Here is a 13,306-nt window from a genome sequence, read left to right on the forward strand (position 1 = left end):
GGGGGGGGGGGGGGGGGGGGGGGGGGGGGGGGGGGGGGGGGGGGGGGGGGGGGGGGCGGGGGGGGGGGGGGGGGGGGGGGGGGGGGGGGGGGGGGCGGGGGGGGGGGGCGCGGGCCGGGGGGGGGGGCGGCGGGGCGGCTCCGGGGGCGGCCGTGGGCCCCCGGCCTTACCAGGGCTCCTTGCAACACCACGACGATGAACGCGCCGGCATTGATCATCGTACCGGCATGGGTTCCGATCGACGCCATTATGCCCGGCTGCTCGACCGCTTCGCCGTCCAGCCCGTCGATGAACTCGACCGCCGAGACATCGATGATATCGCCGCGCTTGTCGTCGAAGCCGGTGGCCGAAGCCACCATCTTCTGGATGTCGGCAACGCGCTTGGCGATCTGCTCGGGCGTTGCGTCCTTGCCGAGGATGGTCATCAGCCGCTGCTGATTGACGACGACGGCGATCGACATCTTGGTAACGGAATAGCCGTTCGAGACTGTGGCGATCTTCTTGGAGTTGATCTCGTAATTGGTGATCTCCTCCTTGCGGTCGTTCGCCGATGACGTCTGCGGACCGTCGGTGCTGGTCGCCTGGGTCTCGGGCAGGTTCTGCTCGACGCTGGCCGGGGTCGAGGCCTGCCTCTGGTTGCTGTTCTCGTTGGCGCGCACCGACTGCACGGAACGCTCCACGCGTGACTCCGGATCGAAGATCGTCTCTTCGGTCTGGCGGGTGTCGGTGTTGACGTCGGCCTTGACGCTGGCGCGGAAATTGTCGGGGCCGAGATAAGGCGTCAGCGCGCGGCGGATGTTGTCGCCGATCTGCGCCTCGACGGTCTGCTCGACGCCGAGCGTGCGGGCAGCACTTGTGTTGGAGGGATCGTCGCCGGCGGCGAGAAGGTTGCCGTTGGAATCGAGCACGGTAACCTTGTCGGCCGACAGGCCCGGCACGGCGGCGGCGACGAGATGGCGGATCGACATGGCGCTCTTTTCGGCGTCGATGCCGGAATAGCGGATGACCACCGAGGCGGAGGGCTGCTGTTCGTCGCGGCGGAAATTGGCGCGCTCGGACATGACGATGTGAACGCGGGCGGCCTTGATGCCGGATATCGACTGGATGGTGCGGGCGATCTCGCCTTCCAGGGCGCGCACGCGGGTGATCTGCTGCATGAAGGAGGTCAGCCCGAGCGAGCCGACATTGTCGAACAGTTCGTAGCCGGCATTGGCGCTGGTCGGCAGGCCCTTTTCGGCGAGCAGCATGCGCGCCTGCGCGGTGGTGCCGGCCGGCACCAGCACGGAGGTGCCGTCGGAGCCGACGTCGAAGCCGATGCCGGCCTCGCCGAGCACCAGGCCGATCTGGTTCACGTCGGAGCGATCGAGCCCGACATAGAGCGTCTCATAGGCCGGGCGGTTGAGATAGACCGAGCCGATGCCGATGACGGCCATCACCAGCGCGGCAATGCCGGCCAGCATGGCAAGGCGCCTGACGCCAAATGCCCTGAGATTCGAGATGATGCTCTGGATCTGTTGCGGCACGATTCAAGCGCTCCCAGCATGATATTCCGTGGGAACACTAGACCGCGAAGCTTGTGCGAAGATGATAGAGCATGTCGCCCGGAAGTGTGCAGCGGTTCCGGGTCAACGACATGCGTCAAAACACAGCCACAAAGCGAAAGGGCCGCGCCGGCGGCGCGGCCCTTAATTCAAGGGGAGGAGCAGCGTTCAGCTTACTGCTTGAACAGCGCCAGGATCGACTGCGAGTTGCCGTTGGCGATCGACAGCGACTGGATGCCGAGCTGCTGCTGGACCTGGAGTGCCTGCAGCCGCGTCGATTCCTTGTTCATGTCGGCATCGACCAGCGCGCCGACGCCCTTGTCGATGGAGTCCGAGAGGTTCGACAGGAAGCTCTTCTGGGTGTCGATGCGCGACTTGGCGGCGCCGAGATAGGCGGCACCCGTGGACAGCTTGGCAAGCGCCGTTTCAACGGCGCCGAGTGCGGTGTCGATGGCCGCCGGGAGGACCTGGGTGGTGCTGGGATCGAAGAAGGTCGTCGCCAGCAGAGCGCCGACGATGCCGCCAGTGCCAGGAAGATCGAGAACCTGCGTGTCGGCCGCCTTGACGTCGATGGTGTCGATGGCGACGGTCGTGCCGGTGCGGTTATAGGACGCGACGATCTTTAGGTCGGAGGTCGCAGCAGCGTCGTTCTGCAGCAGGTTCGAGCCGGCATAGGAGGCGTTGGTGACCGACGACTTGATCTGGTCCTGGATGGCCTTGATTTCGGTCGCGATCTTCTGCTGGTCGTCCTTGCTGGCGCTGCGTGCAGTGACCAGCTTGGCCTTGATCAGGTCGACCTGGTCCTTGATGTCGGTGATGGCGGTGTAGGCGGTATCGACCTTGCCGGCGCCGAGGCCAAGCGCGTCCTGAACGGCCGAAAGCGCCTTGTTGTCGGACTTCATCGTGGTGGCGATCGACCAGTAGGCGGCGTTGTCGCTGGCGGTGGCGACGCGGTAGCCGGTCGAAATGCGTGACTGGGTGGTTTCAAGCTGCTTGTTGGTGTTGTTCAGGCTCTGCAGCGCGGTCAGAGCCGAAGCGTTCGTCATGATGCTAGCCAAGATATTTACCCCTTTTCAAACACTGGCGTGTCCCGAACACGCCGGATCAACTTCATCAAGGGGGTAGGCATAAGCCCATCGACCGTATGGTCTGCCCGCCATGGAATGGTTAACCATGACTACCGGGATATGGTTAATGGCCTGTTAAACCAAGCCATTCAGGGCGCTGGCCAGAAGCAAAAATCGGCCGCCATTTAGGAAGAAAATCAACAGCCGCAAAAAGAAATCGGGCCGCGCTGTTGGCGCGGCCCGACGGATGGTGACAGTCGTAAAGTCGAGAGATCAGCCGCGGAAGAGCGACAGGATCGACTGCGAGTTGCCGTTGGCGATCGACAGCGCCTGGATGCCGAGCTGCTGCTGGACCTGGAGGGCCTGCAGACGGGTCGATTCCTTGTTCATGTCTGCGTCGACCAGAGCGCCGACGCCCTTGTCGATCGAGTCCGACAGGTTCGACAGGAAGCTCTTCTGGGTGTCGATGCGCGACTTGGCAGCGCCGAGCGAGGCAGCGCCGGTGGACAGCTTGGCAAGCGCCGTTTCAACAGTGCCGAGCGCGGTGTCGATGGCGGCGGGGGTAACCGCCGTGGTGCTGGGGTCGACGAAGGCCGCGGCGAGCAGGCCACCGCCGATGCCGCCCGAGCCGGCGACATCGAGAACCTGCGTATCGGCAGCCTTGACGTCGATGGTGTCGATGGTGACGGTCGCGCCGGTACGGTTGTAAGCGGCAACGATCTTCAGGTCGGACGCAGCGGCAGCGTCGTTCTGCAGCAGGTTCGAGCCGGCGAAGTTGGCATTGGCGACCGAGGACTTGATCTGCGCCTGGATGGCGTTGATTTCGGTCGCGATCTTCTGCTGGTCTTCCTTCGAGGCGCTGCGGGCAGTGACCAGCTTGGTCTTGATCAGGTCGACCTGGTCCTTGACGTCGTTGATGGCGGTGTAGGCGGTGTCAACCTTGCCGGCGCCGAGGCCGAGGGCGTCCTGCACGGCCGAGTTGGCCTTGTTGTCGGACTTCATCGAGGTCGCGATCGACCAGTAAGCGGCGTTGTCGGAAGCGGTGGCAACGCGGTAGCCGGTCGAGATGCGGGCCTGCGTCTGCTCGAGGGATTTGTTGGTGTTGTTCAGGCTCTGCAGCGCGGTCAGCGCCGAGGCGTTCGTCATGATACTGGACATGGCTACTCGTACCTTGATTTTTACAGGGTGTTTTTGACATACCGGCTTTTCCGGTATGACGGAGCGGCATCATGCCAATGATCGTGAGACCCGATCACCCGCCATCTGCGAGCAATATGCGGGCAAGTCCCTACCAAAGGGCTAAACGGGACGGTTAACCGGAAATATATTGCATAAAATTTTAGCAAGGCGCCAAGGGCGCGCGGACGGTCAGGTGAAGGAGCGCACCAGGCTGCCGACAAGCAGGTTCCAGCCGTCGATGAGGACGAAGAACAGGATCTTGAAGGGCAGCGAAACGACGGTCGGCGGCAGCATCATCATGCCCATGGCCATGGTGATGGTGGCGACGATCAGGTCGATGACGAGGAACGGCAGCACGATCAGGAAGCCGATCTCGAAGCCGCGGCGGATTTCGGAGATCATGAAGGCCGGCACCAGGATGCGCAGGTCGACGGTGTCCCTGGCAACGACCTGGCCGCGTTCGCGGGCGAGATCGGCGAACAGGTCGAAGTCCTTGTCGCGGACATTGTGCAGCATGAAGGTGCGGAACGGGTCCGAAATCTTTTCGAACGCCTCGGTCTGGCTGATCTGGTTGTCCATCAGCGGCTTGACGCCGGTGTTCCAGGCCTGGTCGAAGGTCGGCGCCATGACGTAGAAGGTCATGAACAGCGACAGCGAGATCAGGATCAGATTGGCCGGCGTCGACTGCAGGCCGATGCCGGCGCGCAGGATCGAGAAGGCGATGACGAAGCGGGTGAAGCTCGTCACCATGATCAACAGGCCCGGCGCCACCGACAGCACGGTGAGCAGACCGAACATCTGGATGATATAGCCGACGGTGGCGCCGTCGGCCTTGCCGATGCCGCCGAGATCGAGCTGCTGGGCGGCGGCGACAGAGGTGGCGGCGACGACGATCGCGGCGGCGAGGACGAGTTTTCTCATTCGAGCAGCAATGTCCTGATCAGAACCTGTTTGGCATGGCCACCGCTGCGGATTGCGGCGCGCTCCTCGAGGTCGGCTTTCAAATGCTGGTAGCCGCTGGCGCCTTCGATCTGATGCATCTTCAGGGTGCGGACCATGGCAAGCAGGTCCTGGTGAATGCTTTCGGTAAGTTCCGGCGGCTGCGGCGCATCGTAGACCACCGACGCTTCCAGCCTTATCCAGGTGTCAGCAGGCGAAGCCAGATTGGTGGTGATCGGCGCCAGCTGGACAAGCGTCGGCCCGGTGCCGGGAGCATGTTCGGCCGCCTTGCTCGGTTGCTCGGCATTGGACTGGTTCTCCGGTGCGGCGGGCACAGGCACCGGTCCCCCGACGCCCTTCAGATAGCCGCCGGACATCCAGCCCATGCCGATCGCGGCGCCCGTCACCGCCAGCAGCATCGCAAGCTGGATGACAAGCGACGGGCCCTTTTTTTGCTGAACCTGTTCGACATTTGCCACGGCGCCGTTCTCCAGTCCTAAAAGGGGAGGACTTGGTCGAGGATCTGCTGACCGTAAGCGGGCTGCTGGATTTCGCTGACGCGGCCGCGGCCGCCATAGGAGATGCGCGCCTCGGCGATGCGTTCATAAGAGATGGTGTTTTCAGCGCCGATATCGGATGGACGCACCATGCCGGCGATGGTCAGCACTCTGAGCTCGTAATTGACGCGCACCTCCTGTGAGCCCCGGATCATCAGATTGCCGTTGGGCAGGACTTCGGTGACGACGGCGGCGACGTTGAGCTCGAGGTTCTCCGAGCGCTTGATTTCGCCGTCCGCATTGGTTTCGGTGGTGGAGCTCAGCCCCGCGTCGCCCTTGCCGCTGGTGGTGGCACCTTCCCATCCGAGGTTGACGTCATAGCCGAGCTTGCGCCCGGCGGTGCGGCTGCGATCGTTCTGGTTCTTGAAGTTGGCCTTGTCGTTGAGCTTGATCCTGACGGTCAGGATGTCGCCGTCGCGCAGCGCGCGCGGGTCGGTGAACAGCCGGCTCTGGCGGTCGTCCCACAGCGAGAATTTCTTCACCGGCGCGGCTGGCGTTTCGGGATAGGAGTAGGGCGCATTGACGCTGCCGGTAATGCCGGTGCCGACCGGCGACAGCGCCGGCTCCCTGCCGATCTCCCTGGGGTCGGAGGCGCAGCCGGCAAGTGAAGCCGTGGCGACCAGGGCGAGAATATGCGACTTCATGACGGATCTACCCTTCGGGCCGCGCTGGCCATGATGCCGGTGAGTGTGGCCGCTGCCTTCTGGTCCATCTCGTTGAGAATGACGCCGGCCTTGCGCGAATCGAGTTTCATCAGGATGGCGGCGGCGAGATCGGCGTTGACCATGGCCAGGCGCTCGGCCGCGGCATCCGGTTTCATGCCGGCATAGATCTTGACGACGCCATCCTCGGCGCGGGCCAGGAAGACTTCACGCCGTTTCAGCCATTGCTCGTATTCGGCGCGCTTGTCGTCCAGCGCCTTCATGCGCAGGTCGATGCCGGCCTGCAGCTGCTTCAGCTCTTCGGCCTGCAGCGCGTAACGGCGGTCGCGGGCGGCGTCGGCGATGTTGGAGCAGAAGCGCTGGATCTCGCTTTCATCGGGCACCTTCTCGCGGACCAGCTGCTGCACTGCCGCCGGCTGTTGCCCGCCAGGCAGAACCTGCCGCACCGCTTCTTCCGCGCGGACAGTGCCGCCGGCAAGGACGGTGGCGGCGATGACGCAAGCTGCCAAGGCTGCGCTGCGGCGGTGCTGCTTTTGGGAAAAGAAATCGATCATCGGCATGGCCTATTGGAGAACCAGATCGGCCTGCAAAGCGCCGGCCGACTTGATGCCTTGCAAAATGGCAATGATACCGTCCGGCTTGACGCCGAGACGGTTGAGGCCCGACACCAGCGTTTCGAGGTTCGGTCCGTCGAGCACATTGACGCGGGCGTCAGGCCGCGTGGCATCGATGGTGGTGAAGGGTTCCTCCGCTGTCACGCCCTTGGAGAACGGTTCCGGCTGGACGATCTTCGGCTGTTCGGTGATGCGCACGGTGAGCGTGCCGTGGCTGATCGCCACCCGCGAGATCTTGACCTCGTTGCCGATGACGATGGTGCCGGTGCGTTCGTCGATGACGACGCGTGCCGGCGTGTCGGTCTCGACCACCAAATTCTCGATCTCGGCGTAGAAGCGCGCCGCCGAAACATTCTTCGGCCGCCTGATCTGCACGGTACGTGCATCGCGCTCCGCCGCCACGCGCATGCCGAAGCGTTGCGAGGTGTAGCCGTTGATGGCGTCGGCGATGCGAACGGCAGTGGAGAAATCGGGGTTGCGCAATTGCAAGGTGAGCAGCGCCTGGTCCTCGAATTCGGCGCGCACCGTGCGCTCGACGATGGCGCCGTTGGGCACGCGGCCGGCCGTCGGCACGCCCTGCGTCAGCTTTTCGGCATCGCCTTGGGCAGTGAAGCCGGAAACGATGACCGAGCCTTGCCCGACAGCATAGATCTCGCCATCGGCCGCCTTCAGTGGCGTCATTATCAGCGTGCCGCCGGCAAGCGATGTGGCGTCGCCCATGGAGGAGACGTCGATGTCGATGCGGGCGCCCGACTGCACGTAAGGCGGCATGTTGGCGGTGACGATGACGGCGGCGACGTTCTTGGCCCGCGCGCTGCCACCTTCGGTGGCGATGCCGAGATTTTCGAGCATGGCGCGGATCGACTGTTCGGTGAAGGGCGAATTGCGCAGGCTGTCGCCCGATCCGGCGAGGCCGATGACGAGGCCGTAGCCGACGAGCTGGTTGTCGCGCGAAGCCTGCAGCTGCGCAATGTCCTTGATGCGCGATGCGACCTGGCCGGGTGGCAGAGAGCTTGGGCCGTTGGAGACCCTGAACATGCGGTTGGTGGTGGCCGGATCGTATTCGGGATCGACAAAGGCGCCGCCATTCTGGCCGGCAAGATCGCGCTTTTGCTTCGGCGTAAGACCGTCGGCCAGCGCCGGCTGCAGGCCGACAACGGCCGCGAGCAGAAGGGCAGCTCCGCGTCTCATGACGCGCTGACCCGGATGGTGCCGTCAGCCATCACCGTGCCGGAAAAGATCTTGCCGCTGTCTGTGTTGCGGACCTTTATCAAATCGCCGGCGGCACCCGGCTGCAGCGACACCGCCGTGGCCGAAATGGTGAGGTCGCCGGCGATGAAATAGACCTGCACGTCGGCGCCCTGTTCGACCAGCCAGGCGTCGCGGATGGCGGCGACCGGGATATAGCGGCCGGGCAGCAGCGTGCGCTTGGCGACCTTGCCCTGGAGTTCCATGGCCCGCGTGGCGACCGCATCTGGCCTGTGCTTGCCGGGGAGCAGCGTCACCGGTTTCAGCACGCCGGTGTCAATCATCTCGCCGGGATAAATGACCCGGTTGGGGATCAGAACGATCTCGCCGGTTGCCTGACTGCTCGCGACCTGAGTGGTGGTCTGCTGGTCTGCGCTCTCCTGGGCAAACGCCGGCCCACCGCCGGCCACCAGCGCCAGGATCAGCGCGGTGCGGCAAAGCGCGGAGCGGAAGGCCGGAGAGACCATCAAATCTTACCTGATGTTCTTGGACACGACGGAGGCCATGTCGTCGGCGGCCTGGATGACCTTGGAGTTCATCTCATAGGCGCGCTGCGCCGAGATCAGCTCGGTGATTTCCTTGACCGGATCGACGTTGGAGGCCTCGAGATAACCCTGCTCGACCGAGGCGAAGCCGGGATCGCCGGGCACGCCGACATTGGCCGGGCCGGAGGCCGGCGTCTCCTGGAACAGATTGTCGCCGAGCGGCGCGAGGCCTGCTTCATTGGCGAAGTTGGCGAGCTGCAGCTGGCCCAGCAGCTGGAGGTCGGTCTGGCCGTCGATGCGGGCAAAGACCTGGCCGGTCTTGTTGACGACAACTTCGATGGCATCGGTCGGCACGGTGATGGCCGGGATGACATTGGCGCCGTCGACGGTCACCAGCTGGCCGGTGGCGTTGGTGTTGAAGGCGCCGGCGCGGCTGTAGAGCGTGCCGCCGTCGCCGCCCTCGATCTGGAACCAGCCGCGGCCCGTCAGCGCCATGTCGAAACTGTTGCCGGTCGAGGTCAGTTCGCCCTGCGTATGGACGTTGCGCACCGCCGTCGTCTTGACGCCGAGGCCGATCGACACGCCTTCCGGCACAAGCGATGAATTGGAGCGGTTGGGCACGCCCTGCGTGCGGTCGACCTGGTAGAGCAGGTCGGAGAATTCGGCGCGCGCGCGCTTGTAGCCGGTGGTGTTGATGTTGGCGATGTTGTTGGCGATGACTTCCAGATTTGTCTGCTGGGCATTCATGCCGGTCGCTGCGATGGCGAGTGCTTTCACGGCAAGTTCTCCTCAGATGCCCATACGGCTGATTTCGAGATAGGCGGAGACGACCTTGTCGCGAATGGCGATCGTGGTCTGCAGGGCCTGCTGGGCGCTCATGACGGCGTCGACGACCTGGCGGGTGTCGGCGTCGCCCCTCAGCGCCTGGATCGACACCTGCTCGGCATTCTGCAAGGTGTTGACGGTCTTTGAAGCAGCCTGGCTCAGCGCTTCGGCGAAGGTGGTGCCGATTTCGCTGCCGGCCATCGGCGCCCTGATGCCCTGGAACAGGTCGGTCGTGGTATCGGCGCCACCGATCTCCGGCTTGAGGGGAAGCGATCCGATACCGCCAATGCCGCTGATCATTACTGGTTCCTCATCAGGTCGATGGTCATGGAGATCAGATCACGCGCCTGCTTGATGACCTGAAGGTTGGCTTCGTAGGAGCGGTTGGCCTCGCTCATGTCGGCCATCTCGACCAGCACGTTTACATTGGGCATCTTGACGTAGCCCTTGTCGTCGGCGGCCTCGTTGCCGGGCTGGAATTCGACGGGAAAGTCGCTGGGGTCGCGGTCGATGGAGTTGACCTCAACTGTCGTGCCACCCGAGGCACGGTCGAGTTCCGAGGCGAAACTGATGGTCTTGCGGCGATAGGGGTCGGCGCCCGGGGTGTTGCCGGTCGACTGCGCGTTGGCGAGATTTTCCGAAACGACGCGCAAACGGTCAGACTGGGCGCTGAGGCCGGACGCGGCGATCTTGAGGGCTGAGGTCAAGGCGTCCATTGTCAGCTCTTTACCGCCATCATCATCATCGAATGGAAGGCCTTGACGATCGCGGTGTTGAGCTCGAAGGAGCGGCGGACCTCGCCGGCCTTCATCAGTTCGTTCTCGACCACCACCGTGTTCTTCGAGGGCATGATGGCGCCGGTCGTCTCTTCTGGCTTGACCGTGAAGCCGGCATTAGTGGCGGCAGTGCCGAGGTGGCCTGCCTGGGTGGCGGTCAGCGACACTGCCGTGCGGTCGAGCACCTTCTCGAACGGCTCGACATCGCCGGCGGTGTAGCCGGGCGTGTTGACGTTGGCGATGTTGCCGGCAATTGCGGACTGGCGCACCGACAGCCATTGCGACTGCTTGGCGGCGAGATCGAAAAGGTTGATGGGCTCCATGGGGATCTCCAGGCTGGTACGTACAAGACTAGGCTGCCAGTCTTGCGCGGACCTTGCGCGGGCCAGGCGTAAGCCGGTGTGCCGCTATTTGGAGAGTTCGATCACCTGGTCGGTGCTGGTGACCATGACCCACTTGCCGCCGCGTTGCTCGATCGACGAGACGACGCTGGAGTCGGGCAGCTTCGAGCCGCGCTGGACGATCCACAGGCCGGCATCGTCCTCGATCATGGCGCGGCCATTGGCGACATGAACCATGCGAAATTTGGGATCCGCCGGGAAGGGCTGCTCGTCGACGCCGGGAGGCTGGGTCTTGTCCTCGGGGTCCTGCAGCGTGCCGGTGGCGAACAGGTCGACATCGGGAACATCGTTTGCCGTCAGCGGCTGACCGCTGTTTTCCATCTGCGAACCGCCGCTGACCCGCCCTGCATTGGTGCCGCTGCCGCCGAACTTGATCGCCTGCACGCCGAACTGGTCCTGATTGAAGAAGATATACCAGGGAAACAGCGCGCAGATCAGGCCGAGCGTGATGCCGAGCGCGGCAAAGACGATATCGCTGCGGCGGTCGGATTTCTTGTCGAGCCTGGGATATTGCGGCCTTGGCGGCTGCGGCCATTCGGTGACCGGGAACAGCCCGTCGAGAAGCGAGTCGCGACTGGTCTCGATAGCTTCTTTGGGGCCGGCGCGAGGGGTCCTTGGCAATTCAGGCTTGACGACGCTGGGCAAGGCAGGCTCGGCCAAGCGAGGCACAGTGGACTCGACTACGCTGGCTACCCTGGGCAAGAATGGCCTGGCGGCCCTGGCCAGAATGGCCTCAGCCTTGGCGGCCTTGTCGAGATCGGCCTTTGCCCTGACAGCTCTCGCTTCGTTGGCCCGGGCTTCTTCCGCGGCACTGGCCTCTGCGATCATCTCGCGCAAAAGCCGCTCGGTGTACTGAAGCTCAGTCTCCTGCATCGACACTTTGCTTGCCTTTCAGATGACGGGCGAGGTCGGAGAATGCGTCGCTCGAGGCGCGATCCCTGGGCGACTGCGTCAGCGCCTCGTAGATCAGCGGCACCTGGCGCACGGCAATATCGAGCTCGGCGTCGGCGCCGCCCTGATAGGCACCGAGCAGGCGGATGTCGCGGGTGTCCTCGAAGCGCGAGATCATCGATTTCAGCCTGGTCACCAGCATGCGTTGCTCGGGGCTCCATGCCTTGTCGGCGAGGCGCGAGATCGACGACAGCGGATTGACCGGGGGGTAGCGGCCCTGTTCGGCAATGGCGCGGTCGAGCACGACATGGCCGTCGAGGATGCCGCGTACCGAATCGGCAACCGGGTCGTTGTGGTCATCGCCGTCGACCAGCACCGAGATGATGGCAGTGATCGATCCCTGTCCTTTGATACCGGGGCCTTCAGCGCCAGGTCCGGCGCGTTCGAGCAGCTTCGGCAGGTCGGTGAAAACCGAAGCGGGATAGCCCCGGGCGACCGGCGGCTCGCCGGTGCCGGTCGCCACCTCGCGCAGCGCATGGGCAAAGCGGGTAATCGAATCCAGCACCAGCAGCACGCGATGGCCCTGGTCGCGAAAATGTTCGGCAACGCGCATGGCGGTATCCGGCGCGCGCCGGCGCATCATGGCGCGCTCGTCACTGGTGGCGACGACGGCGACCGTCTTGGCCATGCTCTCTGCGCCGATCGTGTCTTCGAGGAATTCGCGTACCTCGCGGCCGCGCTCGCCGATCAGCGCCACGACCACGGTGTCGAAGGCGTCGGCGCCGGCCAGCATGGCGAGCAGCGTCGACTTGCCGACGCCGGAACCGGCAAAGACGCCGAGGCGCTGGCCGAGGCAGAGCGGCGTGAAGATGTCGATGACCTTGACCCCGGTCGTGAAGGCGGTGCCGACGCGCTGCCGCGCCATGGCGCCGGGCGTTGTGCCGTCGCCGCTCGCAGCCTCGCCGATCCTGATCAGCGGCGGACCGCCGTCGATGACGCGGGTCAGCGCGTCGATGGCGCGCCCGCGCCACGAAGCATGCGGCGTTACCGTCAGCGGGCCGCGGCGAAACACGGCGTCGCCGATGCCGGCGTCGGCGCTGCGTTCGAAGGGGGCGATGACGACTTCGTCGCGGCCGATCCTGACGATCTCGCCGCGGCGCGTGCCGGCATTGCCGCGCTGTTCGACGAGGTCGCCAAGCCTGGCGACTTCAGACAGGCCGCGCACCTTGTAATGCGTTGGCGAAACCTCCGAAACACGGCCGCCGCGCCGCAGCAACGTCTCGGTGTCATCGAAGCGGCGCCAGATCCGCTCCAGCGCAGCCAGCCGGTTTTCCGGTGCTGTCTCCGGTTGCCGTTCAAGCGCGCGTATCGATGATTTGCTGCTCGACATGCTGCTACGACTTGGAGCCGAGCGTCTTGATGGCGTCGTCGGTCGAGGCATCGGTCTGGCGCATCAGCGCCGCCGTGTTCTCGAAGGCGCGCTGGACCATGATCAGGCGCGTCATCTCCAGCACCGGATTGACGTTAGATTCCTCGACATAGCCCTGCGCGACGCCGAGATCGGAACGGTCGGTGACCGGCTCCGGCGCACGCGCGGGCACGATGCCAGAATTGCCGTAGCGGACGAAATTCGGGCCGGGATCGAAATTGAACAGGCCGATGGCGCCGACGAGCTTGTCGCCCTGGCGCAGCGAGCCGTCGGCGCCCGCCTTGGGTGGGCCGTCGCGCGGGTCGAGCTGGATCGGCGCACCGCCGGCGTCGAGCACCGGATGGCCTTCGAGCGACATCAACTCGCCGTTCTCGTTCATCGAAAAACGTCCGTCGCGCGTCATCACGGTGCCGGCCGGGGTGTCGATGCCGAACCAGGCATCGCCCTGGACGGCGAAGTCGAACGGGTTGCCGGTCTGCGTCATCGCGCCATGCGCGCCGGACAAATAGGTCTTGCCGGAGGAGGCGAAGGACACCGATTTGGGGCCGCTGCCGGAAACGACATCCTCGAACTTCACGCCGGTGGCGCGAAAGCCGATGGTCGAGGCGTTGGCGACATTATCGGCGACGGTGTCGAGACGGCGCTCAAGCGCGATCTGCGAGGAAAGGGCGACGTAAAGGCTGTCCTGCATG

At 64.7% G+C, this 13,306-nt stretch carries 16 protein-coding genes; all 16 read right to left on the minus strand.

Annotated features, from left to right (window positions below; all coding sequences use genetic code 11):
• Positions 1–1,523 (minus strand): flagellar basal-body MS-ring/collar protein FliF (gene fliF, locus NKH35_RS00005; protein ID WP_352913022.1); only part of this gene is annotated, 1,523 nt, incomplete at its 3' end.
• A 191-nt stretch (positions 1,524–1,714) separates the two neighbouring features.
• Positions 1,715–2,599 (minus strand): flagellin N-terminal helical domain-containing protein, encoded by an 885-nt coding sequence (locus tag NKH35_RS00010; RefSeq protein WP_023683302.1) that lies wholly within the window; start codon positions 2,597–2,599, stop codon positions 1,715–1,717.
• Positions 2,600–2,881: 282 nt separating this feature from the next.
• Positions 2,882–3,766: a flagellin N-terminal helical domain-containing protein gene (locus NKH35_RS00015; protein WP_352913024.1), complete on the minus strand. Its 885-nt coding sequence runs from the start codon at positions 3,764–3,766 to the stop codon at positions 2,882–2,884.
• 210 nt (positions 3,767–3,976) lie between these two features.
• The gene (gene fliP / locus NKH35_RS00020; protein WP_023710973.1) at positions 3,977–4,708 is read right to left on the minus strand and encodes a flagellar type III secretion system pore protein FliP; all 732 of its coding nucleotides are present in this window, start codon (positions 4,706–4,708) and stop codon (positions 3,977–3,979) included.
• Positions 4,705–5,205 (minus strand): flagellar basal body-associated FliL family protein, encoded by a 501-nt coding sequence (locus NKH35_RS00025; RefSeq protein ID WP_023673655.1) that lies wholly within the window; start codon positions 5,203–5,205, stop codon positions 4,705–4,707. Before NKH35_RS00025 ends, fliP begins: the two co-directional genes overlap by 4 nt.
• Before the next feature lie 17 nt (positions 5,206–5,222).
• On the minus strand, positions 5,223–5,927 hold the full coding sequence (gene flgH, locus NKH35_RS00030) for a flagellar basal body L-ring protein FlgH (protein WP_023691727.1): 705 nt from the start codon (positions 5,925–5,927) through the stop codon (positions 5,223–5,225).
• Positions 5,924–6,505 carry a MotE family protein gene (locus tag NKH35_RS00035; RefSeq protein ID WP_027049841.1) on the minus strand — a complete coding sequence of 194 codons (582 nt, stop codon included), beginning with the start codon at positions 6,503–6,505 and terminating at the stop codon, positions 5,924–5,926. Before NKH35_RS00035 ends, flgH begins: the two co-directional genes overlap by 4 nt.
• Before the next feature lie 3 nt (positions 6,506–6,508).
• Positions 6,509–7,750: a flagellar basal body P-ring protein FlgI gene (locus NKH35_RS00040; protein WP_023673652.1), complete on the minus strand. Its 1,242-nt coding sequence runs from the start codon at positions 7,748–7,750 to the stop codon at positions 6,509–6,511.
• Positions 7,747–8,274 (minus strand): flagellar basal body P-ring formation chaperone FlgA, encoded by a 528-nt coding sequence (gene flgA / locus NKH35_RS00045; protein WP_352913026.1) that lies wholly within the window; start codon positions 8,272–8,274, stop codon positions 7,747–7,749. Before flgA ends, NKH35_RS00040 begins: the two co-directional genes overlap by 4 nt.
• Positions 8,275–8,280: 6 nt before the next feature.
• Positions 8,281–9,069 (minus strand): flagellar basal-body rod protein FlgG, encoded by a 789-nt coding sequence (gene flgG, locus NKH35_RS00050; protein WP_023673650.1) that lies wholly within the window; start codon positions 9,067–9,069, stop codon positions 8,281–8,283.
• Positions 9,070–9,081: 12 nt separating this feature from the next.
• Positions 9,082–9,417 carry a flagellar hook-basal body complex protein FliE gene (gene fliE / locus NKH35_RS00055; protein WP_023733434.1) on the minus strand — a complete coding sequence of 112 codons (336 nt, stop codon included), beginning with the start codon at positions 9,415–9,417 and terminating at the stop codon, positions 9,082–9,084.
• Positions 9,417–9,833, minus strand: a complete 417-nt coding sequence (gene flgC / locus NKH35_RS00060) for a flagellar basal body rod protein FlgC (RefSeq protein ID WP_023733433.1) — start codon at positions 9,831–9,833, stop codon at positions 9,417–9,419. Before flgC ends, fliE begins: the two co-directional genes overlap by 1 nt.
• A gap of 2 nt (positions 9,834–9,835) precedes the next feature.
• Positions 9,836–10,216, minus strand: coding sequence for a flagellar basal body rod protein FlgB (flgB, locus tag NKH35_RS00065; protein ID WP_023691724.1), 381 nt, complete (start codon positions 10,214–10,216; stop codon positions 9,836–9,838).
• 84 nt (positions 10,217–10,300) lie between these two features.
• Complete coding sequence (locus tag NKH35_RS00070) at positions 10,301–11,167, minus strand: hypothetical protein (RefSeq protein ID WP_031249020.1); 867 nt, start codon at positions 11,165–11,167, stop codon at positions 10,301–10,303.
• A complete protein-coding gene (fliI, locus tag NKH35_RS00075; RefSeq protein WP_352913029.1) occupies positions 11,154–12,575 on the minus strand; it encodes a flagellar protein export ATPase FliI in 1,422 nt (473 codons plus the stop codon). The genes NKH35_RS00070 and fliI overlap by 14 nt, the downstream gene beginning before the upstream one ends.
• A gap of 4 nt (positions 12,576–12,579) precedes the next feature.
• On the minus strand, positions 12,580–13,305 hold the full coding sequence (gene flgF, locus NKH35_RS00080) for a flagellar basal-body rod protein FlgF (RefSeq protein ID WP_352913031.1): 726 nt from the start codon (positions 13,303–13,305) through the stop codon (positions 12,580–12,582).
• Position 13,306: the final 1 nt, after the last annotated feature.

Source organism: Mesorhizobium sp. M1143 (assembly GCF_040318435.1).
GTDB lineage: Bacteria > Pseudomonadota > Alphaproteobacteria > Rhizobiales > Rhizobiaceae > Mesorhizobium.

What these genes read in the sequence shown, in the direction of transcription:
- NKH35_RS00070 (WP_031249020.1), bottom strand. Translation starts at nt 11,167, where the DNA reads ATGCAGGAGACTGAGCTTCAGTACACCGAGCGGCTTTTGCGCGAGATG.
- NKH35_RS00035 (WP_027049841.1), bottom strand. Translation starts at nt 6,505, where the DNA reads ATGCCGATGATCGATTTCTTTTCCCAAAAGCAGCACCGCCGCAGCGCA.
- flgC (WP_023733433.1), bottom strand. Translation starts at nt 9,833, where the DNA reads ATGGACGCCTTGACCTCAGCCCTCAAGATCGCCGCGTCCGGCCTCAGC.
- NKH35_RS00040 (WP_023673652.1), bottom strand. Translation starts at nt 7,750, where the DNA reads ATGAGACGCGGAGCTGCCCTTCTGCTCGCGGCCGTTGTCGGCCTGCAG.
- flgB (WP_023691724.1), bottom strand. Translation starts at nt 10,216, where the DNA reads ATGGAGCCCATCAACCTTTTCGATCTCGCCGCCAAGCAGTCGCAATGG.
- flgF (WP_352913031.1), bottom strand. Translation starts at nt 13,305, where the DNA reads ATGCAGGACAGCCTTTACGTCGCCCTTTCCTCGCAGATCGCGCTTGAG.
- fliE (WP_023733434.1), bottom strand. Translation starts at nt 9,417, where the DNA reads ATGATCAGCGGCATTGGCGGTATCGGATCGCTTCCCCTCAAGCCGGAG.
- fliI (WP_352913029.1), bottom strand. Translation starts at nt 12,575, where the DNA reads ATGTCGAGCAGCAAATCATCGATACGCGCGCTTGAACGGCAACCGGAG.
- fliP (WP_023710973.1), bottom strand. Translation starts at nt 4,708, where the DNA reads ATGAGAAAACTCGTCCTCGCCGCCGCGATCGTCGTCGCCGCCACCTCT.
- flgA (WP_352913026.1), bottom strand. Translation starts at nt 8,274, where the DNA reads ATGGTCTCTCCGGCCTTCCGCTCCGCGCTTTGCCGCACCGCGCTGATC.
- flgH (WP_023691727.1), bottom strand. Translation starts at nt 5,927, where the DNA reads ATGAAGTCGCATATTCTCGCCCTGGTCGCCACGGCTTCACTTGCCGGC.
- NKH35_RS00015 (WP_352913024.1), bottom strand. Translation starts at nt 3,766, where the DNA reads ATGTCCAGTATCATGACGAACGCCTCGGCGCTGACCGCGCTGCAGAGC.